The 22,664-nt window shown below is 73.4% G+C and carries 22 protein-coding genes and 1 pseudogene; 5 read left to right on the top strand and 18 right to left on the bottom strand.

Annotation, left to right across the window (positions count from 1 at the left end; all coding sequences use genetic code 11):
- Positions 1 to 37 precede the first annotated feature (37 nt).
- The 3 genes from ABZ920_RS24475 to ABZ920_RS24465 form a co-directional block, all read right to left on the bottom strand.
- The gene (locus ABZ920_RS24475; RefSeq protein ID WP_361508769.1) at positions 38 to 901 is read right to left on the bottom strand and encodes an aminoglycoside phosphotransferase family protein; all 864 of its coding nucleotides are present in this window, start codon (positions 899 to 901) and stop codon (positions 38 to 40) included.
- Between the two features lie 258 nt (positions 902 to 1,159).
- Entirely contained in the window at positions 1,160 to 1,513 is a 354-nt protein-coding gene (locus ABZ920_RS24470) for a VOC family protein (protein ID WP_361508766.1), read from the bottom strand.
- A gap of 73 nt (positions 1,514 to 1,586) precedes the next feature.
- On the bottom strand, positions 1,587 to 2,690 hold the full coding sequence (locus tag ABZ920_RS24465) for a Glu/Leu/Phe/Val dehydrogenase dimerization domain-containing protein (protein ID WP_361508763.1): 1,104 nt from the start codon (positions 2,688 to 2,690) through the stop codon (positions 1,587 to 1,589).
- Between the two features lie 78 nt (positions 2,691 to 2,768).
- Between ABZ920_RS24465 and ABZ920_RS24460 the strand changes: the two genes are divergently transcribed.
- The 3 genes and pseudogenes from ABZ920_RS24460 to ABZ920_RS24450 all read left to right on the top strand — a co-directional run bounded on the left by ABZ920_RS24460 (position 2,769) and on the right by ABZ920_RS24450 (position 4,362).
- Entirely contained in the window at positions 2,769 to 3,227 is a 459-nt protein-coding gene (locus ABZ920_RS24460) for an Lrp/AsnC family transcriptional regulator (protein ID WP_361508760.1), read from the top strand.
- Positions 3,228 to 3,392: 165 nt separating this feature from the next.
- Positions 3,393 to 3,539: pseudogene (locus tag ABZ920_RS24455) on the top strand (glycosyl transferase); the annotation flags it as partial.
- A gap of 277 nt (positions 3,540 to 3,816) precedes the next feature.
- Positions 3,817 to 4,362, top strand: coding sequence for a DUF1697 domain-containing protein (locus ABZ920_RS24450; protein ID WP_361508757.1), 546 nt, complete (start codon positions 3,817 to 3,819; stop codon positions 4,360 to 4,362).
- A 1,062-nt stretch (positions 4,363 to 5,424) separates the two neighbouring features.
- On the opposite strand, the gene ABZ920_RS24445 is transcribed toward ABZ920_RS24450, so the two are convergent.
- The 14 genes from ABZ920_RS24445 to ABZ920_RS24380 form a co-directional block, all read right to left on the bottom strand.
- Positions 5,425 to 6,174, bottom strand: a complete 750-nt coding sequence (locus ABZ920_RS24445; RefSeq protein ID WP_361508754.1) for a sirohydrochlorin chelatase — start codon at positions 6,172 to 6,174, stop codon at positions 5,425 to 5,427.
- A 5-nt stretch (positions 6,175 to 6,179) separates the two neighbouring features.
- Entirely contained in the window at positions 6,180 to 7,064 is an 885-nt protein-coding gene (locus ABZ920_RS24440; protein ID WP_361508751.1) for an ABC transporter permease, read from the bottom strand.
- Positions 7,051 to 7,830, bottom strand: a complete 780-nt coding sequence (locus tag ABZ920_RS24435; protein ID WP_361508748.1) for an ABC transporter ATP-binding protein — start codon at positions 7,828 to 7,830, stop codon at positions 7,051 to 7,053. Before ABZ920_RS24435 ends, ABZ920_RS24440 begins: the two co-directional genes overlap by 14 nt.
- A gap of 36 nt (positions 7,831 to 7,866) precedes the next feature.
- Complete coding sequence (locus ABZ920_RS24430; protein ID WP_361508745.1) at positions 7,867 to 8,970, bottom strand: aliphatic sulfonate ABC transporter substrate-binding protein; 1,104 nt, start codon at positions 8,968 to 8,970, stop codon at positions 7,867 to 7,869.
- Between the two features lie 244 nt (positions 8,971 to 9,214).
- The gene (locus ABZ920_RS24425; RefSeq protein WP_361508743.1) at positions 9,215 to 10,570 is read right to left on the bottom strand and encodes a GTP-binding protein; all 1,356 of its coding nucleotides are present in this window, start codon (positions 10,568 to 10,570) and stop codon (positions 9,215 to 9,217) included.
- A gap of 2 nt (positions 10,571 to 10,572) precedes the next feature.
- On the bottom strand, positions 10,573 to 11,553 hold the full coding sequence (gene cysD / locus ABZ920_RS24420; RefSeq protein ID WP_361508740.1) for a sulfate adenylyltransferase subunit CysD: 981 nt from the start codon (positions 11,551 to 11,553) through the stop codon (positions 10,573 to 10,575).
- A complete protein-coding gene (gene cysC / locus ABZ920_RS24415; protein WP_361508737.1) occupies positions 11,550 to 12,128 on the bottom strand; it encodes an adenylyl-sulfate kinase in 579 nt (192 codons plus the stop codon). The genes cysD and cysC overlap by 4 nt, the downstream gene beginning before the upstream one ends.
- Before the next feature lie 2 nt (positions 12,129 to 12,130).
- Positions 12,131 to 12,850, bottom strand: coding sequence for a phosphoadenylyl-sulfate reductase (locus tag ABZ920_RS24410; RefSeq protein WP_361508735.1), 720 nt, complete (start codon positions 12,848 to 12,850; stop codon positions 12,131 to 12,133).
- Positions 12,847 to 13,065 carry a hypothetical protein gene (locus ABZ920_RS24405; protein WP_361508732.1) on the bottom strand — a complete coding sequence of 73 codons (219 nt, stop codon included), beginning with the start codon at positions 13,063 to 13,065 and terminating at the stop codon, positions 12,847 to 12,849. The genes ABZ920_RS24410 and ABZ920_RS24405 overlap by 4 nt, the downstream gene beginning before the upstream one ends.
- On the bottom strand, positions 13,062 to 14,759 hold the full coding sequence (locus tag ABZ920_RS24400) for a nitrite/sulfite reductase (protein WP_361508729.1): 1,698 nt from the start codon (positions 14,757 to 14,759) through the stop codon (positions 13,062 to 13,064). Before ABZ920_RS24400 ends, ABZ920_RS24405 begins: the two co-directional genes overlap by 4 nt.
- Positions 14,760 to 14,907: 148 nt before the next feature.
- Positions 14,908 to 14,991, bottom strand: a complete 84-nt coding sequence (locus tag ABZ920_RS24395; protein WP_345942706.1) for a putative leader peptide — start codon at positions 14,989 to 14,991, stop codon at positions 14,908 to 14,910.
- Positions 14,992 to 15,118: 127 nt separating this feature from the next.
- Positions 15,119 to 15,691, bottom strand: a complete 573-nt coding sequence (locus ABZ920_RS24390) for a GNAT family N-acetyltransferase (RefSeq protein ID WP_361508726.1) — start codon at positions 15,689 to 15,691, stop codon at positions 15,119 to 15,121.
- 238 nt (positions 15,692 to 15,929) lie between these two features.
- Positions 15,930 to 17,267 carry a hypothetical protein gene (locus ABZ920_RS24385; protein WP_361508723.1) on the bottom strand — a complete coding sequence of 446 codons (1,338 nt, stop codon included), beginning with the start codon at positions 17,265 to 17,267 and terminating at the stop codon, positions 15,930 to 15,932.
- Between the two features lie 843 nt (positions 17,268 to 18,110).
- Positions 18,111 to 19,760: an acyl-CoA dehydrogenase family protein gene (locus ABZ920_RS24380; RefSeq protein WP_361508720.1), complete on the bottom strand. Its 1,650-nt coding sequence runs from the start codon at positions 19,758 to 19,760 to the stop codon at positions 18,111 to 18,113.
- 134 nt (positions 19,761 to 19,894) lie between these two features.
- On the opposite strand from ABZ920_RS24380, the gene ABZ920_RS24375 reads away from it, so the two are divergent.
- Both ABZ920_RS24375 and ABZ920_RS24370 read left to right on the top strand, forming a co-directional pair.
- Positions 19,895 to 21,055 carry a YihY/virulence factor BrkB family protein gene (locus ABZ920_RS24375; protein ID WP_361508717.1) on the top strand — a complete coding sequence of 387 codons (1,161 nt, stop codon included), beginning with the start codon at positions 19,895 to 19,897 and terminating at the stop codon, positions 21,053 to 21,055.
- Positions 21,056 to 21,347: 292 nt separating this feature from the next.
- Positions 21,348 to 22,061 (top strand): helix-turn-helix transcriptional regulator, encoded by a 714-nt coding sequence (locus ABZ920_RS24370; protein ID WP_361508714.1) that lies wholly within the window; start codon positions 21,348 to 21,350, stop codon positions 22,059 to 22,061.
- Here the strand turns inward: ABZ920_RS24370 and ABZ920_RS24365 are convergent.
- Positions 22,041 to 22,445 carry a VOC family protein gene (locus tag ABZ920_RS24365; protein WP_361508711.1) on the bottom strand — a complete coding sequence of 135 codons (405 nt, stop codon included), beginning with the start codon at positions 22,443 to 22,445 and terminating at the stop codon, positions 22,041 to 22,043. The two genes, ABZ920_RS24370 and ABZ920_RS24365, sit on opposite strands and share 21 nt — an antisense overlap.
- Positions 22,446 to 22,664: the final 219 nt, after the last annotated feature.

Below are 22,664 nucleotides of genomic sequence, written 5' to 3'. Positions count from 1 at the left end.
GCGCGTCGCCCGGGCGGTGGGGTCGGAGGCGGTGGGGTCAGAACGGGTACCAGCGCACCGTCTCGTCGCCGTCCCGCAGGGACGCGACCCGGCGCTCGAACTCGGCCAGCGCCTTCGGGTTGCTCGGGGCGTGCTGGGCGACCCAGGCGCAGCTGGCCGTCTCCCGGGCGCCGCGCAGCACCGCGCAGCCCTCCCACTCGCGCACGTCCCAGCCGTAGGCCGCGGTGAAGGCGTCGTACGCCTCGGCGGGCAGGCCGTAGCGGTCGCGTGAGAGGGCCATCACCACCAGGTCGTGCTCGCGCAGGTCGGCGGAGAAGGTCTCCAGGTCGACCAGGACCGGCCCGTCCGGGCCGATGTGCACGTTGCGCGGCAGCGCGTCGCCGTGGATCGGGCCCGGCGGCAGGTGCGGGGTGAGCGCGGCCGCGGCCGCCGCGAAGCCATCGCGCCGCTCGCGCAGGTACGCCGCGTCCGCCGGGTCGATCGCCTCGCCGGCCAGCCTCAGCCAGCGCTCCACGCCGTCCAGCAGCTCGCGGGGCGGCAGGCCGAAGGGCGGGTGGGGCAGTGCGTGGACGATCCGCAGCAGGTCGGCCAGGTCCCGGGGCTCGGCGGGGCGCACGGGATCGGCCAGCCGGTGCCAGACGGTCACCGGGTGCCCGTCGACGAGCAGCGCCTCCGGTGCGGCCGCCCGCACCGCGGGCACCCCCGCCTCGGCCAGCCACACCGCGGTCCGCAGCTCGCGCCGGGCGCGCTCCAGCAATTCGGCGTCCCGGCCGACCTTGACGACCAGGTCACCGGCGGCGAACACGGCGTTCTCGCCGAGGGCGAGGAGCCGCGCGTCCGGGGTCCGGCCGGGCAGGACCCCCGCAGCGGCCAGTACGTCCCGCGCCCGTGCCTCGTCCATCCGCCCGCCTCCCTGTCCGTTCCGTGCCGGGTGCCGACCGGGCTGCCGTGGACGGGCCGCGCGTCCGCGGCTGCCCACGCCCTGCCGGGCGCACGCCGGCGCGTCGCCGCCGTGCGACGGCCAGTCTCGCATCAGCACAGGCCGGGGCCGGTGGCCGGTCCAGGTTGGCGTCGCGCCGCTGGCGGTGGCCCACGCGTTCCCGCTGAAGCTCCGTTGCCGGTCTGTGTCGCTGCCGAGGGCACGGGGGCGTGGCGCGGGTCAGTAGTACTGGGCCAGGCAGAATTCGTGTTCTTCAGGATCGGCCATCACGACGACCACGCCCTCGTCGTAGTCGTGGCGTTCGCCGGTGAACCGGCCGCCGAGGGCGACGACCTGGGCGATGCCCTGGTCGATGTCGTCGACCACGACGTCGAGGTGTAGGCGTGCCTTGCCATGTTTCGGCTCTTCAACAGGCTGGAAGACGAGGCGGGGCTGTGGGTCGCCGCGGTGGCCGAGGTACACCCAGCCAGGCTGGGACGGCCCCCTCTGGCGGTCAAGGAGGACGCTCCAGAAGGCCGCCACCCGTTCCACGTCGATGCAGTCGATGGTCACTCCGCCCCAGTGGTTCGCCATGTTGTCAGCACTCCTGTTGTTGTCGCGTGGGATGCCGGCGGCTCGGACTCCATCGGCCCGGCTGCCCGCGAGGTCAGGGGCAGCGCTGCGGGCGAGTCGGGTGCGAGCGTCCCTGGCGAACCCGTTGCTCGGCGAGTTGCCTGGCCGCGATCGCGGGCGTGGTCCGATGGGTCCGGGCCCTGTGGAAAACCTGACGGAGCGTAGCTGCAATGCCCTGGATGCGCTCGGTCAGCCGTTCCTCGGATTCCTGGCGCAGTTCGACACCGGTGGCGTGGATGACTCCGCCGGAGCTGACGACTACGTCCGGCGCCCAAAGGATGTCTCGTGCCGCGAGGAGGCGGGCGGTGGCCGGTTCGTCGAGTTGATTGTTGGCCGGGCCGGCGATGGCGGCGCACCGCAGCAGCGGCACCGTGCGGGCGGTCAGCAGGCCGCCGAGCGCGGCCGGCACGAGGATGTCGACCTCCGCGGTGAGGGCGTCGTCCGGATCCACCCAGGTCGCGCCCAACTCCTCGGCCAGGCTGCGTCTGGCCGGGTTGACGTCGGTCACGACGAGCCGCGCGCCGGCCCGGTCCAGGAGCCGGGCCACGTGGGCGCCGACCGCGCCGAGGCCGATTACCCCGAAGGCCCGGCCGGCGAGCTCCGATGAGCCGAAGGCCTCATCGGCCACCGCACCCAGTGCCGCCAGGGTGCCGCGCGCGGTGTGGAGGGAGGAGTCGCCGCTGCCGCCGTCCTCGACGGGTCGGCAGCAGACATGGGTGGTGCGGTCGCCGATCACGGACATGTCGACCGGACTGCTTCCCACGTCCGGGCCTGCGATGTAGCGGCCGCCGAGCGATTCGATCGCGTCGCCGAGGTCGTGGAGCAGTGCCGTGCGCTCCCCTCCGGCCGGCCGGGCTGCGGTCGGGAGGGCGACGACTGCCTTTGCGCCGCCGTGTTCCAGACCTGCCAGCGCGTTCTTCTCGGTCATCGCTGCCGCCAGCCGCAGCGCGTCAGCGATCGCGGCGGCCGGGTCAGCGTAGTGAGCGATCCGGCACCCACCGGCTGCCGGACCGAGAGCGGTCGAGTGGATCGCGACGCTGATCGCGAGTCCGCTGCGGCTGCCGCGTACGACCTGTACCAGCTCGTGAGAAGGATTCGGGATGCTGAGGGACAGAGCTTGCTCAAGTCCGACTGTCATGGCGTGAAGCTAGCCGTTCGAACAAGGCCAGGGGCTATCAGGCGAATAGAATTCGGCGCGGGGGATCATACTCGCCGCATGGACGAACTTGATTCGGCGATCGTTCGGCATCTGCAGCGCGATGCGCGGCAGACCAACCGCGACCTCGCCCGCACCCTCAGCATCGCCCCGTCGACCTGCCTGGAACGCATCCGCGCACTGCGCGCCCGCGGGGTCATCACCGGCTACCACGCTGCTGTCCACCCGGCCGCCCTGAACCGTCACGTCCAGGCGCTTATCCACTTCCAGATCCGCCCCCTCAGCCGGGCGGTCATCGAGGCGTTCAAGACCTATGCCGCAGCCCTGCCTGAGGTCAGCACGGTCTATGTCGTCACCGGCGGCGACGACATGATCGTGCACGTCTCCGTACCAAGCGTTGACTACCTCCACGGCTTCCTCATGGACAAGTTCACCGAGCGCCGCGAAGTCGTCGGATTCCGTACCTCTGTGATCTACCAACACACCCACAATCAGGTGCTGGCACCCCTCACCCCTTGACCCGCCAGGCTCGCCCCCGCGCCGTTCGAGGCACAGCCACTGGTGCCGACGGTCCATGCCGGCGGACAGCTCGGCTCACTCGTCGGCGCCCTCGTCGTCATCGTCGAGCCCGACCGCGTCCGGGTCGCGCAGCAGCCGCAGGCTGCCGTCGGCTGGGACGGAACCCTCCGCGCGGCCGCGCCGGCCCTCGTCGACGACCCCGAGGTCGCGCGGCGCCTGGCGGAGATCCGGGCCGGGATGGCGCGGGAGGGCGGTACCCGGCGGGCCGCGGACCTGATCGAGGCGGAACTGACCGCGCACGGCGGCGTGTGAATGACGCCGAGCTGACCGCGCACGGCGGCGCGTGAATGGGGCCGAGCTTGACCGCGCACGGCGGCGCGTGAGGGCGGTGCGCACGCCCCGCCTGTCCGGTGGAGGGTCTGCCCGGACACGTCACCCGCCGCGCGCCACCTCGTCGAACACGTCACCGCGTCGTGGACAATGTGGGGGAAGCGCCGTGAGGGACCGGGAGCGCGGTGCGCCCGGCCGCGCGGCCGGCGGCCGTCGTGCCCGCCCCCACGGGGCACGACGGCCGCTCTATGGTGTGGGCATGACGATGTACGCGGCGCTGCTGCGCGGGATCAACGTGGGCGGCAACCGGAAGATCCCGATGGCCGGGCTGCGCGCGCTCCTGGAGGATCTCGGTCACGAGGGCGTCCGTACCTACCTGCAGAGCGGCCAGGCCGTCTTCGCCGCCGGCGGTGGCGACGAGGAGTCGCTGGCGGCGCGGCTGACCGAGGCGATCGAGGAGCGGTTCGGCTTCACGGTGGACGTGATCGTCCGCGACCACGCGTATCTGCGTGCGGTCGCCGAGGCGTGCCCGTTCCCCTCGGCCGAGCTGGAGGGCAGGCAGCTGCACGTCACCTATTTCTCCGCGCCGGTCGACGCCTCGCGCTTCGCGGAGATCGACCGGGCCGCCCGGCTCCCCGAGGAGTTCCGCCTCGGCGACCGGGTGCTGTACCTGTACGCGCCCAACGGGCTCGGCCGCTCCCAGCTCGCCACGGACCTGGCCCGGCCCCGGCTGACCAAGGGGCTGATCGCCACCACGCGCAACTGGAACACCGTCGTCAAGCTCGTGGAGCTGACGCGGGAGTGACCCCGGGGCCGGGAGCGGCGGGGCGAACCGGGCCACCGGCGAGCGCGCCGATCGGTCCGTGCTCCCGAGTCACCCGGTCACCGATGCTGACATGATGACTTTCGGCCACGATCACGGCGCGCCCACCCGGGCCGGCCTCTTCCTCGGCCCCGCCGGCCCGTTCGCCGGGATCGCTCCCGCGGACTACCGGAAGGGGAGGGGGAACGCTCCGCGGACCTTCGGTTTCGCCCCGTGAGCCCGCGCCCGCGCAACATCCGCAACCGTGTACCCGCCTGGTCGCGGTGCTGTTCGACCGGCGGTCGGCCCGGTCGCTCGCCGAGCCGGGGCTCCCGGCCGCATTCGCCGACGCCGCGCACGACACCGCCCACGACGAGGTCGTACGGCCAGTCAGGAGACCGGTGCCGAGCCGGATCCCGGTGCTTGTGCGGCCACGCCGGCCGTCCACGTCGGGAACAGTGTGGGTGCGGGCCGGTGTCGCGGGCCCTGCCCCGGCCGCCTGCACGGGCTCCTTCCCGCTCAGGCGGACCCGCACGGGGGTGCTTCGTTGCGGCTGACCGGATCACGACCATCGAGGCCGGCGGCGAGTGACACGAACACTGCAGGCGGCGCAGAACCAAGTGATCGCCCACGGCGGGGGTTCGACGAGCATCCCGCCGCCGCTGGGGGCGGCCCCGTGTCCGCGGTCCGGCATCGCAGGGGAGTGCCGGACCGCGGATACGAGTGCCCCGGCTCCACGCGCTCGCACGCTCCCGCCGACGGGATCCCGGCTCCCAATGGCTCGCCCGCCGATGGGATTCCGGCTCCAATGGCTCGCCCGGTGACGAGACCCCGGACTCGGTGGCTCGCCCGGTGATGGGATCCCGGCTCCAATGGCTCGCCCGCCGGCGCCACCCCGGCCCCGGTGGCTCGCCCGCCGACCGGACCCCGGCACCGCTGCCCACCCGCCGACCGGTCCTGCCTCCTGCGCCCGCTCACCCTCCGGCGAGCCACGGCGCGACCCGTGCCGCCCCCGCCCAGCCGCGCTCGCCCGTGCCGCCCGCCCGTTCCGTTCCGTCGGTGCCCTCAGGCTCCGACGGCCCGGAGAGCCGGCGTCCGCGCGGCGTCGTAACGCCGCAGCACCACCCGGGCCACCTCGGGCGCCGGGCCGAGCACGTCGGCGAGGACGTCCGCCCCGGCCGCGCCCCGCGCGATGCGGTCCGGCAGGAAACCGGGGGCCAGGACGTACGGGGCGACCGCGACCCGCGCACAGCCCAGCGCCCGCAGCGCGCGCACCGCGTCCTCGGTGCGCGGGATCCCCCCGGGAGTCACGGCGGAGGCGAACGCAGGCCGCACGGCGCACCAACCGGTGTGCCGCCACTCCCGCGCGATGTCAGCGATCACTGCGCCCGCCTCCGGATCGGTGGACCCCGCCGAGGCCAGCACGACCCCGGTCGAGGCCTTGTCGGCGGGGGACAGCCCCGCCTCGTACAGGCGCCGCTCGAGCGCCCGCATCAGCAGCGGCGAGGGACCGAGGACCTCCGCCTGCGTGATCCGCAGCCGCGACGGCGCCTCCCGCAGCACCGCCGGGATGTCCGCCTTCGCGTGGAAGGCGCGCGTCAGCAGCAGCGGCAGCGCCACCACGTCCCGCACGCCCCGCGCGGCCAGCGACTCCAGCACCCCGGGCACGGACGGGACGTTGAAGTCCAGGAAGCCGGTCTCCACGCGCAGCCCGGGCCGCAGCGACCGCACCCGCTCGACGAGGGCGTGCACGGTCGCGGCGTGCCGCGGGTCACGGCTGCCGTGGGCGACGACGACAAGCACCGGATCGGGCATGGGTCTCAGCTCCGCACCAGCAGACCGCGGCTGCGCAGCACCCACCGCTCCAGCGGACTGAAGATCAGCAGGTCGATCGCGATGCCGACGACCAGGATGAGCAGGATGGCCTCGAAGACCAGGGCCATGTCGCTGGCGTTGCGGCCGTTCTCCAGCAGCTGGCCGAGGCCCACCCCGAGGTCCGGGAACGAGGCGATGATCTCCGCGGCCATCAGCGAGCGCCACGAGAACGCCCAGCCCTGCTTCAGGCCCGCCACATAGCCGGGCAGCGCGGCCGGCAGCGTGATGTGCCAGGTGCCCTTCAGACCGGTCGCGCCCATCGTGCGGCCCGCCCGCAGGAACAGCGGCGGCACCTGGTCGACGCCGGACACCAGCCCGTTGGCGATCGACGGGACCGCGCCGAGCAGGATCACCGCGTACATCATCGAGTTGTTCAGGCCCAGCCAGATCACGGCCGGCGGCACCCAGGCCACCGACGGCAGCGACTGCAGCCCGGACAGGATCGGCCCGATCGCCGCGCGCACGAACTTCACCCGGGCCACCAGCAGGCCGAGCGGGGTGCCGATCAGCAGCGCGAAGAGGAAGCCGAGCAGACCGCGCGAGACGCTCGTCCAGATGTAGCCGAGCAGCGTGCCCTGCAGCCACGCTTCGCGCACCGTGTCCCAGACCGCGCCGGGCGACGGCAGCTTGGTCGGGTCGGTGACGACGCCGAACGAGATCAGCCCCTGCCACACCACCAGGACGACCGCGACGGCGACGACCGGCGGAAGGATCTTGTTCACGAAGGTCTGCCGGAAGGTCGGACGGCCGACCGTCCCGGCCTCCAGCGCGTCGAGGCCCGCCTCGACGCTTCCGGCGTCCTGCGGCGTCTTCGTCTCAGTGCTGGCCATGGCGCCGGATCTCTCCCCGCAGTACTTCGGTGATCTCGATGGACAGTTCCGCCACGGGGGCGTCCTCGATGCGGCGCGGCTGCGGGATGTCGACCGCCCACTCGCGCGCCACCCGGCCCGGACGGGAGGACAGCAGGACGACCCGCTGGGCGAGCCGCACCGCCTCCCGCACGTTGTGCGTGACGAACAGCACCGACACCCCGGTCTCCGCCCAGATCCGGGTCAGCTCGTCGTGCAGCACGTCCCGGGTGATCGCGTCGAGGGCCGCGAACGGCTCGTCCATCAGCAGCAGGCTGCTCTCCTGCGCCAGCGCCCGGGCCATGGCCACACGCTGGCGCATACCGCCCGACAGTTCGTGGACCCGCTTGCCGTGGGCGCCCTTCAGCCGTACGAGTTCGAGCAGTTCCTCGGCCCGGCCGCGCCGGTCGGCCTTGGGTACTCCCCGCAGCCGCAGGGCGAGTTCGATGTTCTTGCCCGCGCTCAGCCACGGGAACAGGGCGTGCTCCTGGAACATCAGCGCCGGCCGGCCGTCCGTCGCGATGGAGCCGGCGGTGGGCTTGTCCAGGCCCGCCACCAGGTTCAGCAGCGTCGACTTGCCGCAGCCCGAGGCCCCCAGGAGGGTGACGAACTCGCCCGGCGCGACGTCGAGACTGATGTCGTCCAGGACGAGCTGCTGCCCGCCCGGGACCGCGAAGGACTTCGAGACGTGCTCGAGGCGGGCCGCCTGATCGAGCGACTCGCCGGCCTTGGCGAGGGTCGTGGCCATGGTCGTCACCTCCTGGGGACTGATCGGGAACGCGGGTCAGCCGACGCCGAGGCCGGCGTCGGACACCGGGCTGCGGCCCGCCGCCTTGAGCACCTTGTTGAGGATCGTGAGGTCGTAGATCCCCTTCAGGTCGGGCTTCTCCAGCAGCCCCGCCTTGACCGCGTGGTCGGCCTCGGTGCCGAGGGTCGCCGCCAGCGGGTCGTCGGTGATCTGGATCGACTTCCACGCCGGGTCCAGCACCTGCGCGGGCAGCGCCTTGCCGGAGTCGGCCTGCAGCTGCTTGTTCGCCGCGGCCTTCGCCTCGGCGGGGTTGGCGTTGATCCACTGGTTCGTCGCGACCGACGCCCTCAGCACCGCCTCGACGGCCTTCGGGTGCTCCTCGAGGAACTGCCGGCGCACGATGATGTTCGTGATCACGAACTTCTTGCCCGGCCACAGCTCGGCCTCGTCGAGGAGGACCTTGCCTCCCTCGGCGACCAGCTTGGACGCGGTCGGCTCCGGCACCCACGCGCCGTCGATCGAACCGGCCTTGAAGGCGTCCGGGGTCACCTTGTTGTCGCTGCGGACGACCGTGACGTCGCCCCTGCCGCTCTGCGGGTCGACCTTCCAGCCCTGTTCGGCGATCCAGTTCAGGAATGCCACGTCCTGGGTGTTGCCCAGCTGCGGAGTGGCGATCTTCTTGCCCTTGACGTCCTTCAGGGACGTGACCTTCTCGGGGTCGACGACCAGCTTCACGCCGCCGGACGCCGAACCGCCGATGATCCTCAGGCTCTTGCCGTCGGACTTGGTGTAGCCGTTGATGGCCGGGGACGGGCCGATCCAGCCGATGTCGATGGAGCCGGAGTTGAGCGCCTCGATCTCCGACGGGCCGGCGTTGAAGGTCGCGTACTCCGCCTTGGTCGCGCCGAGCTCCTTCTGGAAGAAGCCCTTCTGGTTGCCGACGAGCGCGGTCGCGTGCGTCAGGTTGCCGAAATAGCCGATCTTGACGCTGTCGAGGCCATCGGTCTTCTCGGCGCCGGAGGCCACCTTGGCGGTGTCGTCGTTCTTGGCCTCGGAGCCGTAGCTGCACGCGGCGAGGGCGAGCAGGGGGAGCGCGGCCACCGCCGCGACGGTGCGGCGCAGGAAGGGTGTGGAAGGCACGGGAGGTCTTTCCTCTCGGAGGCCCGGCGGTCACGGTCTCTCAGGTCGTGGCCGGGAGGTCGGCAGGTCTTCGGTGGTGCGGGCGGTGGCGGACGAGGGCACGCAGAGCATGCGTGGGCACCCGGTCGGCCGGGGGCGTCAGGCGGCACATCGCGCCACTCCGCCCTGCCCGCTGCCGAGGGCGCCGCTGCCGACCCGGCCGCCCTCCTTGGCGAACGTCGCGTACACGTCGGTGCAGTTCACGTCAGAAGTCCCACCCGTCGTCCTGCGACTCGTCCCTGACGGGCTCCGGAGCGGCGAACGACTCGCCGACCATGCCCGCGGTGAGCGTGGTGCCGTCGTTCGGGTCGATGAGGATGAACGAGCCGGTGCGGCGCGAGTCCGCGTAGGAGTCGGCCGGCAGGGGCTCGGCGGTGCGGATCTTCACCCGGCCGATGTCGTTGGCGACGAGCCGGCCCGGGTGCGGGTGCAGGGACAGGTCGTCCAGGGTCAGCCGGGAGGGGATGTCCTTGACGATCGCCTTGACCGTGCGGGTGCCCTGCTTGAGCAGCACCCGGTGGCCCACGGCCAGCGGCTGGTCGGCGACGTGGCACACGGTCGCCTCCACGTCCTGCGTGGTCGCGGGCGCGTCCTTGGCCGGCACGATCAGGTCGCCGCGCGAGATGTCGATGTCGTCCTCGAGCAGCAGCGTCACCGACTGCGGCGTCCAGGCCACGTCGACCGGCTCGCCCAGCAGGTCGATGCCGGTGACCTTCGTGGTCCGCCCGGACGGCAGGACCGTCACCTCGTCGCCGACCCGGAAGGTGCCGGCGGCGATCTGGCCCGCGTAGCCGCGGTAGTCCGGGTGCTCGGCGGTCTGCGGGCGGATCACGTACTGCACGGGCAGCCGGGCGTGGCAGTGCGCCAGGTCGTGGCTGACCGGCACCGTCTCCAGGTGCTCCAGCACCGTCGGGCCGCCGTACCAGTCCATGTGCGCGGACGGCTCCACGACGTTGTCGCCGACGAGCGCCGAGATGGGGATCGCGGTGACCTCGGGGACGCCCAGCTCGGTCGCGTACGCCGTGAACTCCTCGGCGATCGCGGCGAACACGGACTCCCGGTAGTCCACCAGGTCCATCTTGTTGACGGCCAGGACCACGTGCGGCACGCGCAGCAGCGCGGCGATCGCGGCGTGCCGGCGGGTCTGCTCGACGACGCCGTTGCGGGCGTCGACGAGGACCACCGTCAGCTCGGCGGTCGAGGCGCCGGTGACCATGTTCCGGGTGTACTGCACGTGGCCCGGGGTGTCGGCGAGGATGAACCGGCGGCGGGGCGTGGCGAAGTAGCGGTAGGCCACGTCGATGGTGATGCCCTGCTCGCGCTCGGCACGCAGGCCGTCCGTCAGCAGCGCCAGGTCGGGGCCCTCCTGGCCGCGGCTCGCCGAGACGCGCTCCACGGCCTCCAGCTGGTCGGCGAGGACCGACTTGGAGTCGTGCAGCAGACGGCCCACCAGGGTGGACTTGCCGTCGTCGACGGAACCGGCGGTGGCGAACCGCAGCAGGGTCGTCGCCGACAACTGCTCGACCGACAGCGGCTCGGTGGGTTCGGTGGTGCTGGTCATGGCTAGAAGTACCCCTCGCGCTTGCGGTCTTCCATCGCGGCCTCGGAGAGCTTGTCGTCGGCGCGGGTCGCGCCCCGCTCGGTCAGCCGGGAGGCGGCGATCTCGGCGATCACCTGCTCCAGCGTCACCGCGTCGGAGTCGACTGCGCCGGTGCAGGACATGTCACCGACGGTGCGGTAGCGCACCAGCCGCTTCTCGACGGGCTCGTCGTCCCGGGGGCCGCCCCAGTCGCCGGCCGTCAGCCACATGCCGCCGCGCCGGAAGACCTCGCGCTCGTGCGCGAAGTAGATCTCCGGCAGCTCGATGCCCTCGCGGGCGATGTACTGCCACACGTCCAGCTCGGTCCAGTTGGACAGCGGGAAGACCCGCACGTGCTCACCGGGGGCGTGCCGCCCGTTGTACAGGTTCCACAGCTCCGGTCGCTGCCGGCGCGGGTCCCACTGCGAGAACTCGTCGCGCAGGGAGAACACCCGCTCCTTGGCCCGCGCCTTCTCCTCGTCGCGGCGCCCGCCGCCGAACACCGCGTCGAACCGTTCCGCGGCGATCCGCTCCGTCAGCGGGACGGTCTGCAGCGGGTTGCGGGTGCCGTCCGGGCGCTCCTTGAGCACCCCGCGGTCGATGTAGTCCTGCACGGACGCCACGTGCAGCCGCAGTCCGTGCCGGGCCACCGCGCGGTCGCGGTAGTCGAGGACCTCGGGGAAGTTGTGCCCGGTGTCCACGTGCAGCAGCGCGAACGGCACCGCCGCCGGCGCAAACGCCTTCAGCGCCAGGTGCAGCATGACGATGGAGTCCTTGCCGCCGGAGAACAGGATCACCGGGTTCTCGAACTCGCCCGCCACCTCGCGGAAGATGTGCACCGCCTCGGACTCCAGCGCGTCCAGGTGGGAGAGGGCGTAGGGGGTGTCCGTGCCCTCGCCGCCCTCGCCGCCCTCGCCGCCCTCACGACCCTTGCCGGTCCTGCCGGTCTTGGCGACGGTGGTCATGCAAGTCCCCTCTCGCTGAGCAGCGCGTGGACGGACGCCGCGGACTCCTGCACGGTCTGGTGCTGCGACTCGATCCGCAGCTCGGGCGCCTCGGGCTCCTCGTACGGGTCGTCGACGCCCGTCAGACCCGTCAGCTCGCCGGCGGCCTGCCGGGCGTACAGGCCCTTCACGTCGCGCTCGGAGCACACCTCGACGGGGGTGGCCACGTGCACCTCCACGTACGCCGTCCCGTTCTCCTCGTGCCGCTTGCGCACCGCGTCGCGGCTGTCGGCGTACGGGGCGATCACCGGGACCAGCGCCTTGACGCCGTTGCGGGCGAGCAGTTCGGCGACGAAGCCGATGCGCTGCACGTTGGTGTGCCGGTCCTCGCGGCTGAAGCCGAGGCCCGCCGAGAGGAACTCGCGGATCTCGTCGCCGTCGAGCACCTCGACGCGGTGGCCCTCCGCGCGCAGCCGGCCGGCCAGCTCGTGCGCGATGGTGGTCTTGCCGGCGCTCGGCAGACCGGTGAGCCAGACGGTGGCTCCGGTGGTCACGTGGGACTCCTGGTTGATTGAGTTCGTCGGAAGCACGGTCATGGTCAGCCGTGCAGCCCGCACTCGGTCTTGGCGCGGCCCGCCCAGCGGCCGGCGCGCGCGTCCTCGCCGGCGAGGACGCGGCGGGTGCAGGGCGCGCAGCCGACGGACGCGTAGCCGTCCATCAGCAGCGGGTTGGTCAGCACGCCGTGTTCGGCGACGTACGCGTCCACGTCGTCCTGCGTCCAGCGGGCGATGGGGGAGATCTTCACCTTCTGCCGCTTGTCGTCCCAGCCGACGACCGGGGTGTTCGCCCGGGTCGGGGACTCGTCGCGGCGCAGCCCGGTCGCCCACGCCTGGTAGCCCCTGAGCCCCTCCTCCAGGGGCTGCACCTTGCGCAGCCTGCAGCACAGGTCGGGGTCGCGGTCGTGCAGCCTCGGGCCGTACTCGGCGTCCTGCTCGGCGACCGTCTGCCGCGGCGTCAGCGTGATGACGTTGACGTCCATCACGGCCTCGACCGCGTCGCGGGTGCCGATCGTCTCCGGGAAGTGGTAGCCGGTGTCGAGGAACACGACGTCGACGCGGCTGCCGCCGGGCACGGCGCGGGACGCGAGGTGGGCGACCACGGCGTCCTCCATGGAGGAGGTGACGCAGAACCGGTCGCCGAAGGTCCGGGCCGCCCACTGGAGGATCTCCAGCGCGGAGGCGTCCTCCAGGTCGCGGCCGGCCTGCTCGGCCAGTGCCTTCAGCTCGTCGGCCGTGCGTACGTGCTGAGTGGTCGTCATATCCGCTTCTCCCCTCCGTCGTCGGCTCGCTTCAGCCCCTTCGCCAGCAGTCCGAGGAAGCTCAGCCGGAAGGCGCGGTTGCAGGCCGCGCACTCCCAGGTGCCTCCCCCGTGCCCGGCCCCGCCCGTGCGGGGGGACCGCTCCACGTGCTCGCTCGGGCGCAGGTCCTCCTCGCCGCAGTAGGGGCAGTAGAAGGGCGCGGCGCGCTCGCTCACGACAGCGCCTCCTCGGAGGCGCGGCCGACCCAGGTGGCGAACCGCTCGCCGTCCTCGCGCTCCGCCTGGAAGCGCCTCAGAACGCGCTCGACGTAGTCGGGCAGCTCCTCCGACGTGACCTTCAGACCGCGGACCTTGCGGCCGAACCCGGCCTGGAGGCCGAGCGCGCCGCCGAGGTGCACCTGGTAGCCCTCCACCTGCTCGCCCCGGTCGTTGACCACCAGCTGGCCCTTGAGACCGATGTCCGCGACCTGGATGCGGGCGCAGGCGTTCGGGCAGCCGTTGAGGTTGATGGTGATCGGCTCGTCGAACTCCGGGAGGCGGCGCTCCAGTTCGTCGATCAGCCGGGAGCCGCGCGCCTTGGTCTCGACGATGGCGAGCTTGCAGAACTCGATGCCCGTGCAGGCCATCGTGCCGCGCCGGAACGGGGACGGCGTGGCGCTCAGGTCGAGGGCCTGGAGGCCCTCCACCAGGGCGTCGACCTGCGCCTCCTCGACGTCCAGAATGATCATCTTCTGCTCGACGGTGGTGCGGACCCGGCCTGAGCCGTGCGCCTCGGCGAGGTCGGCGATCTTGGTGAGCGTGGCGCCGTCGACGCGGCCGACGCGCGGGGCGAAGCCGACGTAGAAGCGGCCGTCCTTCTGGCGGTGGACACCGATGTGGTCGCGCCACTGCTGGACGGGCTGCTCGGGGGCGGGCCCGTCGGTCAGCTTGCGGCCCAGGTAGTCGTCCTCGAGCACCTGGCGGAACTTCTCGGCGCCCCAGTCGGCGACGAGGAACTTCAGCCGGGCCCGGTTGCGCAGCCGGCGGTAGCCGTGGTCGCGGAAGATCGACAGGACGCCCTCGTAGACGTCCGGGACCTCCTCCAGCGGCACCCAGGCGCCCAGCCGCACGCCCAGCTTGGGGTTGGTGGACAGGCCGCCGCCCACCCACAGGTCGAAGCCCGGCCCGTGCTCGGGGTGGCGGACACCCACGAACGCGACGTCGTTGATCTCGTGGACCACGTCCAGCACGGGCGAGCCCGAGATGGCCGTCTTGAACTTCCGCGGGAGGTTGGAGTACGCCTTGTTGCCCAGGACCCGGCGCTTCATCTCCTCCAGCGCCGGGGTGCCGTCGATGATCTCGTCCTCGGCGATGCCGGCGACGGGGGAGCCGATCATCACGCGCGGGGTGTCGCCGCAGGCGGTCACCGTGGACAGGCCCACGGCCTCCAGCCGCTCCCAGATCCGGGGCACGTCCTCGATCCGGATCCAGTGGTACTGGATATTCTGCCGGTCGGTGATGTCGGCGGTGCCGCGGGCGAACTCCTGCGAGATCTCGCCGACGACCCGCAACTGGCGGGTGGTCAGGGCACCGCCGTCGATGCGGACGCGCATCATGAAGTAGCTGTCGTCCAGCTCCTCGGGGGCGAGGACCGCGGTCTTGCCGCCGTCGATCCCCGGCTTGCGCTGGGTGTAGAGGCCCCACCAGCGCATCCGGCCGCGCAGGTCGTTGGGGTCGATGGAGTCGAATCCCCGCCGGGAGTAGATCGTCTCAATGCGTGTCCGCACATTGAGACCGTCGTCGTCCTTCTTGAACTGCTCGTTGCCGTTGAGCGGGGTGAAGTGACCCGCGGCCCACTGACCCTCGCCACGGTGACGGCTCACCTTGCGGCGGGGAGTCGCGGCGGCAGGGTTCTGCGGGTTGGCGGCCATGGTCGACACGTCCTTCGGGACAGGCGGAAAGCGGCTCCGACCTGCGGTCTCAACGCGCGCGAAGGCGCGCGTGCGCGTCATTGCGCAGCAGGCGGCGAAAGGGGGTACGGCGGTGCTGTTCGCGGCCGGGGGCCACGGACGGGTGCGATCAGCTCGCCGGACAGATGGCGCTGGACATGCGGCCGAGGTCGACGTGCCGCCGACTCACCAGGGCGACTCCAGTTCCAGACATGACCGCAGCCTGGCACGGCCGTCTGGACCGAGTCCAGCTTCATCCACCATGCGGACGACTTGGTCCCGCATGGTGAGACGAGCGTGGTGCGGGTCACATGCGCGGTGCGGCCCCGCGTCGGCCCAGGTCAGGCCGGGTACGCGCCCGGCCACGGCCCCGGAGTGGCAACCTCCGGTTCTTCCTCGACCCTGGTGTCGAACAGCTTGAAGCCGCGACGCAGGTAGTTGGCCATCGCGTGCTCGCCGTCCTTGCTGCAGGTGTGCAGCCACACCCGCTTCGTCGTCGCCAGCCCCGGCCAGCGGTCGGCCAGGTCCCAGGCGCGCGCGGCACCGTACGACAGCAGGTGACCGCCGATCCGCCGGCCGCGGAAGGCCGGGAGCAGGCCGAAGTAGACGATCTCCACCACGCCGTCGTCCTGCGGCTCCAGCTCGACGTAACCGGCCGGTGTGCCCCGGTCGAGGGCGACCCAGGTCTCGACACCCGGACGCTCCAGGTGCTCCCGCCACCGCGCGTACGTCCAGCCGAGCCGGTCGGTCCACAGGATGTCGCCGCCGACCGACGCGTACAGGAAGCGGCTGAACTCGGGGGAGGCCACCTCGGCCCGCACGACCCGGACGTCGCCCTCGGGCGCGGGGGCGGGGAGGAGGTCGGTCGGGGCGGCCTGCTCCAGGGACCAGGTGGTCACGGCGATGTTCGTCATGCCGGCCAGGGAATCATCCGCTCAGTCGTTCTGTCGATCGAGGCGGACGGCCGTCCCGGGAGGTGGGCGGGCGCCGCCCGGCCCCGTCGCGGGGCCGGACCCGCGGCGGGCTCCGCGGGCGGCGTGTTCGCCGGGCTGGTCCGGCGGCGGGCTCCGAGGGTGGCGTGTGTCGCCGTGCTGGACCGGCGGCAGGCTCCGCGGGTGGCGCATGTCGCCGTCCCGGGGTGCCTGCCGCGCGTCACCCCAGCGACCGCTGGATCGAGGACAGCGGCAGGGCGAAGAGCATCCGGCCCGACAGCGACCACACCTCGCCCGTCTCCTGCCAGTAGGACAGGGAGCCGCCGCCGTCGCCCCAGCAGTCGTGCCTGCCCTTCGAGCCGCACTCCGCGGCCTTCGCCCCGTGCGTGTCCTGCCGCCACAGCGTTCCGTGCCCGCCGTGCTCGCCGGCGGACCGGCCCAGGTACCAGTCGGGCCGGGCGGACGGCGTGGCCCGGTGCGACAGCACGCCCCGGATGCCGCGGACCTTCGTGTCGTACGCCTCGTCCGCGGTCACCGTCCCGCCGGCGTCGGCGGCCAGGAGGCCGGAGCGGGCCGGGTCGGCGCTGAAGGAGTAGCGCCACAGCCGGGTGTGCCGCCCGTCGTGGGCGGGCGTCGCCGCGCTCGCCACCAGGCTGTCGGGCGCGGTGGTGCGGTCCAGGGAGAGGCCCCGCGGGCACGCGGCGGCGGAGCGGGCCGCCCGGTCGCACCCGCCGCCGGCCGGGCGGTAGGAGGCGACGGCGGGCAGCACCCACCGGTACCCGTGCGCGGACCAGCCGCCGGGCACCCGTCCGACCGCGTCGCCGGTGACGTTGGCGCGCTGGACCCGGTTCAGGTCGTAGACGTACAGCGCCTCCCGCTCACTGCCGGAGGTGGTCACCAGCAGCTTGTCCTGGTACCAGACCATGCCCGTCACGCGGGAGACGAGGCCACGGTAGTCGCGTCCGTCGTCGACCGGGACGACGAGCAGGGCCCAGGTGTACGTGAGGCGGTCCGGGTCGTCGGCGTCGACGAACGCCACCCTCGCCAGGCCGCGTTCGGCGGCACTGCCGCCGTGGTGCGTCCAGCCGGAGAGGATCACCCGGTGCGCGCCCCAGCGCCCGTCGTCGTCGGCGTCGCCCGAGGTGGTCACCGACGCCGGTCGCCATGCGGAGGCGACGGTGTCGGCGCGGTCCCAGCAGTACGCGCGGGCGGCCACCGGCTCGACGGGCAGCGCCTTCTTCTCCGCGGGCGTGCAGTCGGCCGCGCCGCGCAGTGTGCGGTCGGCGTCGGCGAGGACCGCGCCGACGCCGACCGGCCGGCCCATCGCGGCGGCCAGCCGGTCCAGTGACCGCTCGGGGACCCGCTGTTCGGTCAGCCGCAGGCGGCCCAGCTCGGCGGACGAGGCGAGCGGCTTCAGGGCGCCGGGGTCGTCGACGACCGTGGCCTGCGAGGCGCTGATCATGGTGGCGGCGGCGGTCAGCGCGAGGGCGGTCGCGGACAGGACGGCGCGCAGTGCCCTTCCCCGTCTGCGTCGGCGGTGTCGGCCGCGGTGCTTCATACAACCTCCCCAAGCCGGGTCAACTGCGCCGCTTGATCCGTGCGTTGGCCAAGGAGCAGGTGGGGCGACCCGTAGGGGATGCTACGGCAGTACGGCGCACCGCAGGACGACAACCCGGCAAATGCGCGGAACAAACACCCCTCGGGTGGGGCCGTTCACCGCACGCCCACTCCCCGGGGGCCCGCCGCCGCGCGCCCCCGGGTCACCGCCGGCGTCTCCGAGTGCGGCGGCGCGGGTGACGCCGTGCGGCACCGGCTCGGGGTCGGCCCGCACCAGCCGGCCGCCCGCCAGCGGCTCCAGGGAGCACTGGCCGATCGCCGGCAGCCGGCGCCGCCCGGGCCGCGCGATCCGCGGTCTGTCGTGTTGCAACCCCCCGCAACCCTGGTGAACGGGACGGCGCTGTCCGAGACTTGTCCGGTGCCGCCACTGCGGCGCCCGTGGCCCGGACGGGCCGCGCAGCGGGGGTGGTGCCGTGTCGGCGCAGCACCACCCCCGCGTGGCGCCACTCTCCGGCGGGTCCGTTGCCGGCCGCCCCGTCCCCGGCTGCCGCGCCGATCGCCGGGGACTGGCCGTGTCCCGGCCGTTCGGGACCCGGCCGTCTTGCGTTCAAGGTTCGGACCGGCCGTCGTGCCTCCGCGCGTCGGGAGGCCGGCCGTCCAGTCTCCGGCAGTTCGGGACACCGACGGTCCAGTCTCCGGCGGTCTCCTGTCGTTCGGGACACCGGCCGTCTTCCTTGCGCCCTTTTCGGAACGTGTGCGCCGTCAGGACAACCACCCCGTCGGGACACCGGCGTCGCGCCGGATGCCGGATGCCGGATGCCGGCGGCCGACGATCCGCCGGCCGTCAGGACACCGGCCGAGCCCGCTCCACCAGCGACGCCAGGTCGAGGGTGTGCGGCAGCGTCCCGAAGGCCGCCCCCCAGTCGCCGCCCAGCCGTGAGGCGCAGAACGCGTCGGCCACCTCCGGCGGCGCGTACCGCACGAGCAGCGACCCCTGCAGGACCAGCGCCAGCCGTTCCACCAGCCGCCGGGCGCGCGCCTCGATCCCGTCCAGGTCGGCGAGTTCGGTGAGCAGGTTCTTGATCGCGCCGTCGAGGCGGTGGTCGGCGCCGCGCGCGAGGCCGACCTCCTCCAGGCACGCGTTGAGCGCGCGAGGCTCCCGCTGGAGCACCCGCAGCACGTCCAGCGCCTGGATGTTGCCCGCGCCCTCCCAGATCGAGTTGAGCGGCGACTCCCGCACCAGCCGGGGCATGCCGGACTCCTCGACGTACCCGTTGCCGCCGAGGCACTCGGCGGCCTCCACCGCGACCGGGGCGCACCGCTTGGTCACCCAGTACTTCGCGGCCGGCACCGCGATCCGCAGGAACGCCCGCTCCTGCTCGCCGCCGTCGTCGTAGGCGGCCGCGAGCCGGAGCGCCAGCACCGTCGCCGCCTCGGACTCCAGCGCGAGATCGGCCAGGACGTTGCGCATCAGCGGCTTGTCGGCCAGCCTGCCGCCGAACGCCTCCCGGTGGGAGCAGTGGTGGACCGCCTGCGCGACGGCCTGCCGCATCAGCCCGGCCGAGCCGAGCACGCAGTCGAGACGGGTTGCCGCCACCATCTCGATGATGGTGCGCACCCCGCGCCCCTCCTCGCCGACCCGCCGCGCCCAGGTGCCGTCGAACTCCACCTCGGCGGAGGCGTTCGACCGGTTGCCGAGCTTGTCCTTGAGCCGCTGGATGCGGAACACGTTCCGGGTGCCGTCCTCCAGCACCCGGGGCACGAGGAAGCACGTCAGGCCGCCCGGGCCGGCGGAGGAGGGCACCTGTGCCAGCACCAGGAAGCCGTCCGACATCGGCGCCGAGCAGAACCACTTGTGACCGGTCAGCTCGTAGGCGCCGTCCTCGGCCAGCGGCCGGGCGGAGGTGGTGTTGGCGCGTACGTCGCTGCCGCCCTGCTTCTCGGTCATGCCCATTCCGAACAGCGCCCCGGCCTTCAGCCGGGCGGGCCGCAGCTCGCGGTCGTAGATCATGGACGTCAGCCGCGGCTCCCACTCGGCGGCCAGCGCGGGATCCGTGCGCAGCGCGGGCACCGCCGCGTGCGTCATCGACAGGGGGCAGCCGTTGCCGGCCTCGACCTGGGTCCACACCAGGAAGGCGGCGGCCCGGCGGACGTGGCCGGCCGGGCGTGCCCAGGCCGCGGTGAGGCCCGCCGAGACCCCCTTGCCGAGCAGCCGGTGCCAGGCGGGGTGGAAGTCGACCTCGTCGACGCGGTGCCCGTAGCGGTCGTGGGTGCGCAGCGTCGGCGGGTTCTCGTTGGCCAGGGCGCCCCACTCCTGCAGCTGCGCCGATCCCGCGGCCCGCCCCAGGGCCGCCAGCTCGCCCCGCACCTCGTCGAGCAGATCCGGTGCGACGTGCCGCCCGACCGCCTCCGCCAGTACCCGGTCGGCGGAGAAGACGTCGTAGCCGATCAGCGGCGGCGCCTGGTTGGTCACGGTGTGCGTACTGGCTGCCATGACCGGAACCTACCCTGCGGGCGGCCGTGCTCACCCGCCCCGGACCCCCCGCCCGCCCGGTGCCCGCCGTCCTGCCTGGTCGGCCCCGCCCGGGGGATGACGGGGACCGGACACCACGGAGATACCTTTGGGTCGTGCAGCCAGCAAGTGAAATTCCCCACGAGCCGTCCGGCCGCCTCCACCGGGCCAAGGCCCTGTACCGCAACGTCTCCAAGCGCAGGACCGCCTGGCTGCTGCTGAAGGACACCGTCAACTCGTGCATGGAGTACCGGATCCTCGGCCTGGCGGCCGAGGCGGCGTTCTTCTCCCTGCTGTCCGTGCCGCCCCTGCTGCTCAGCCTGATCGGGCTGCTCTACTACGTCGACGCCTGGACCGGCGCGAACACCATCGAGAGCCTGGAGCGGAACATCCTCGACGCCTCCCGCACGGTCCTGTCCGACCAGGGCGTGAAGGAGATCGCGCAGCCGATCCTGCGGGACGTCACGAAGGGCGGGCGGCCCGACGTGATCTCGATCGGGTTCGGGATCGCCCTGTGGTCCGGGTCGCGCGCGGTGAACGTCTTCATCGAGACCATCACCGTGATGTACGGCCTCGACGGGGTCCGCGGCATCGTCAGGACCCGGCTGCTGGCGTTCGGCCTGTTCGTCGTGGCGCTGCTCATCGGATCGATCGCGCTGCCGCTGATGGTGGCCGGTCCGGACGCGGTGGTGCGGATCGTGCCCTGGTCCACGACCGTGGTGCAGGTTCTGTACTGGCCCGTCGTCATCGTGCTCTCGGTGGCCTTCCTGACGACGCTCTACCACGTGTCCGTGCCGGTGCGCTCGCCGTGGATCGAGGACGTGCCGGGCGCGCTGGTCGCCCTGGCCATGTGGGTGGTGTGCAGCTTCGTGCTGCGCATCTACCTCACCAGCACCGTCGAGGGACCCACCATCTACGGCTCGCTGGCCGCGCCCGTGGCCGTGCTGCTGTGGATCGGTGTGTCCGCGTTCGCCGTGCTTGTCGGGGCCGCGGTCAACGCCGCCATCGACCGGGTCTGGCCGGCCGCCGCGACCGCCGCGGCCCGCGAGGCCAACGAGCGGGTGCGCGAGGCGCAGATCGCCGAGTACGTCGCCTGGGCCGCTGCGGTTCGCGTGGCCGACCCCGACGACCCCGACATGCCCTCCGAGTTCCCGGAGCGCTGGTCGCGGTTCCTGCCGCCCGAGGACGTCACGGCGCGGTTGCGGACGCAGGTGCGGAGCATGCACGTGAAGAGCCCGCACAAGGCGGACGAGGAAGGGCCGTCGGCCTCGAAGTGACACCCGCGGCACCGGCCGCCGGGACGCGTTCCGCGGCGGGGTGACCGCGGTGGGCGGGGATCTGGCCTGTGCGGTCCGGTGGCTTGGCCTGTGCTGGGCGGGGGTCTGGCCTGTGCGGTCCGGTGGCTTGGCCTGTGCTGGGCGGGGGTCTGGCCTGTGCGGTCCGGTGGCTTGGCCTGTGCTGGGCGGGGGTCTGGCCCGACCGGCCGGCGGCTCCGCCCCCGGCGGGGCGCGGGCACGGCGGCGTCGGACCCGGCGTCCTCCCGGCCGCCCGCGGCGTAGTCTGCCGTCCATGGACGGGGAGGCGCGGGCGCCCGCGTACACCGAGCGGCCGTCCCGGCTGGCCGGCGCCGTGGTCTGGCGGAAGGCGCCGGTGGCGTCCGCGGCGGGGCCGGTGCTGCCGGACGGGTGCATGGACCTGCTGTGGAGCGAGGGCCGGCTGCTCGTCGCCGGACCGGACACCCGCGCCCACGGCCCCGGCGGCCCGCCCGCGCACTGGGCCGGCGTGCGCTTCTTCCCCGGCACGGCGCCCGCCCTCCTCGGCGTGCCCGCGCACGTACTGCGGGACCGGCGCGTCGACCTCGCCGAGCTGTGGCCGGCCGCGGTGGTCCGGCGGCTGCGCGGACGGATCGGCGCGGCGGCCGACCCCGCAGCCGCGCTGGAGGAGGTGGCGCTGGAGTGCGCGGCCGGGGCGGGGCCGCCGGATCCCCTGCCGGGCCGCGTGGTCGCCGCCCTGGCCGCCGGCCGTCCGGTAGCCGCGGTCGCCGACGCTCTCGGACTCGGCGCGCGCCAGTTGCACCGCCGGTCCCTGACCGCCTTCGGCTACGGCCCCAAGACGCTGGCCCGCGTGCTGCGACTGCAGCGGGCCCTCGCGCTGGCCCGGGACGGCGTGCCGTTCGCGCAGACGGCGGCCCGGGCCGGGTTCGCGGACCAGGCGCATCTCGCCAGGGACGTGCGGGCCCTGGCGGGCACGACCCTCGGGGAGCTACTCGGCGGCCGCCGGTAGCGGCGCGAACAGATCGACGCCGTTGCCGTCGGGGTCGTGCACGACGGCGTACCGCATCCCCCAGAAGGCGTCCCACGGCTTCAGCTCGCCGTGGTGGCCGGCGCCGGTCAGGTCCTCGTACAGGGCGTCCACAGCGGCGGGCGTGTCGCACCGGAAGGCGAGGGAGACCCTGCCGCCCCCGGCCGGCGGCCGCCACGCGGGGTGGAACGAGCGGACGGTCTCCTCGGTGTCCAGGGCGAGGACCAGCCCGCCGGGCAGCTCGGCCTCGACGTGCGGCTGCCGCTCGGCGCCCTCGGGAAAGACCAGCCCGAGGCGGCGGTAGAAGGCGAGCGAGGCGGCCAGGTCGGAGACGACCAGGCCGATCACGGCGAATCGTGGAGTCATGCCGCCACCGTAGGACGGTCCGCGCCGCCGGTCTTGAACGAAACGGACACGCACCCGGCCGCGCCCACGAAGCCCTCGGGCGCGCGGAACGCCCACGCTGGGGGCGAACCCGGTCGGTCCCCACCGGGTCCGCGCCCGTGTGCGGGGCGGCCTCGCGGGGTCCGCGCCCGTGTGCGGGGCGGCCTCGCGGGGTCCGCGCCCGTGTGCGGGGCGGCCTCG

It is taken from the genome of Streptomyces sp. NPDC046831 (assembly GCF_040645305.1).
Taxonomy (GTDB): Bacteria; Actinomycetota; Actinomycetes; order Streptomycetales; family Streptomycetaceae; genus Streptomyces.
This window is presented reverse-complemented; position numbering and strand designations above follow the sequence as displayed.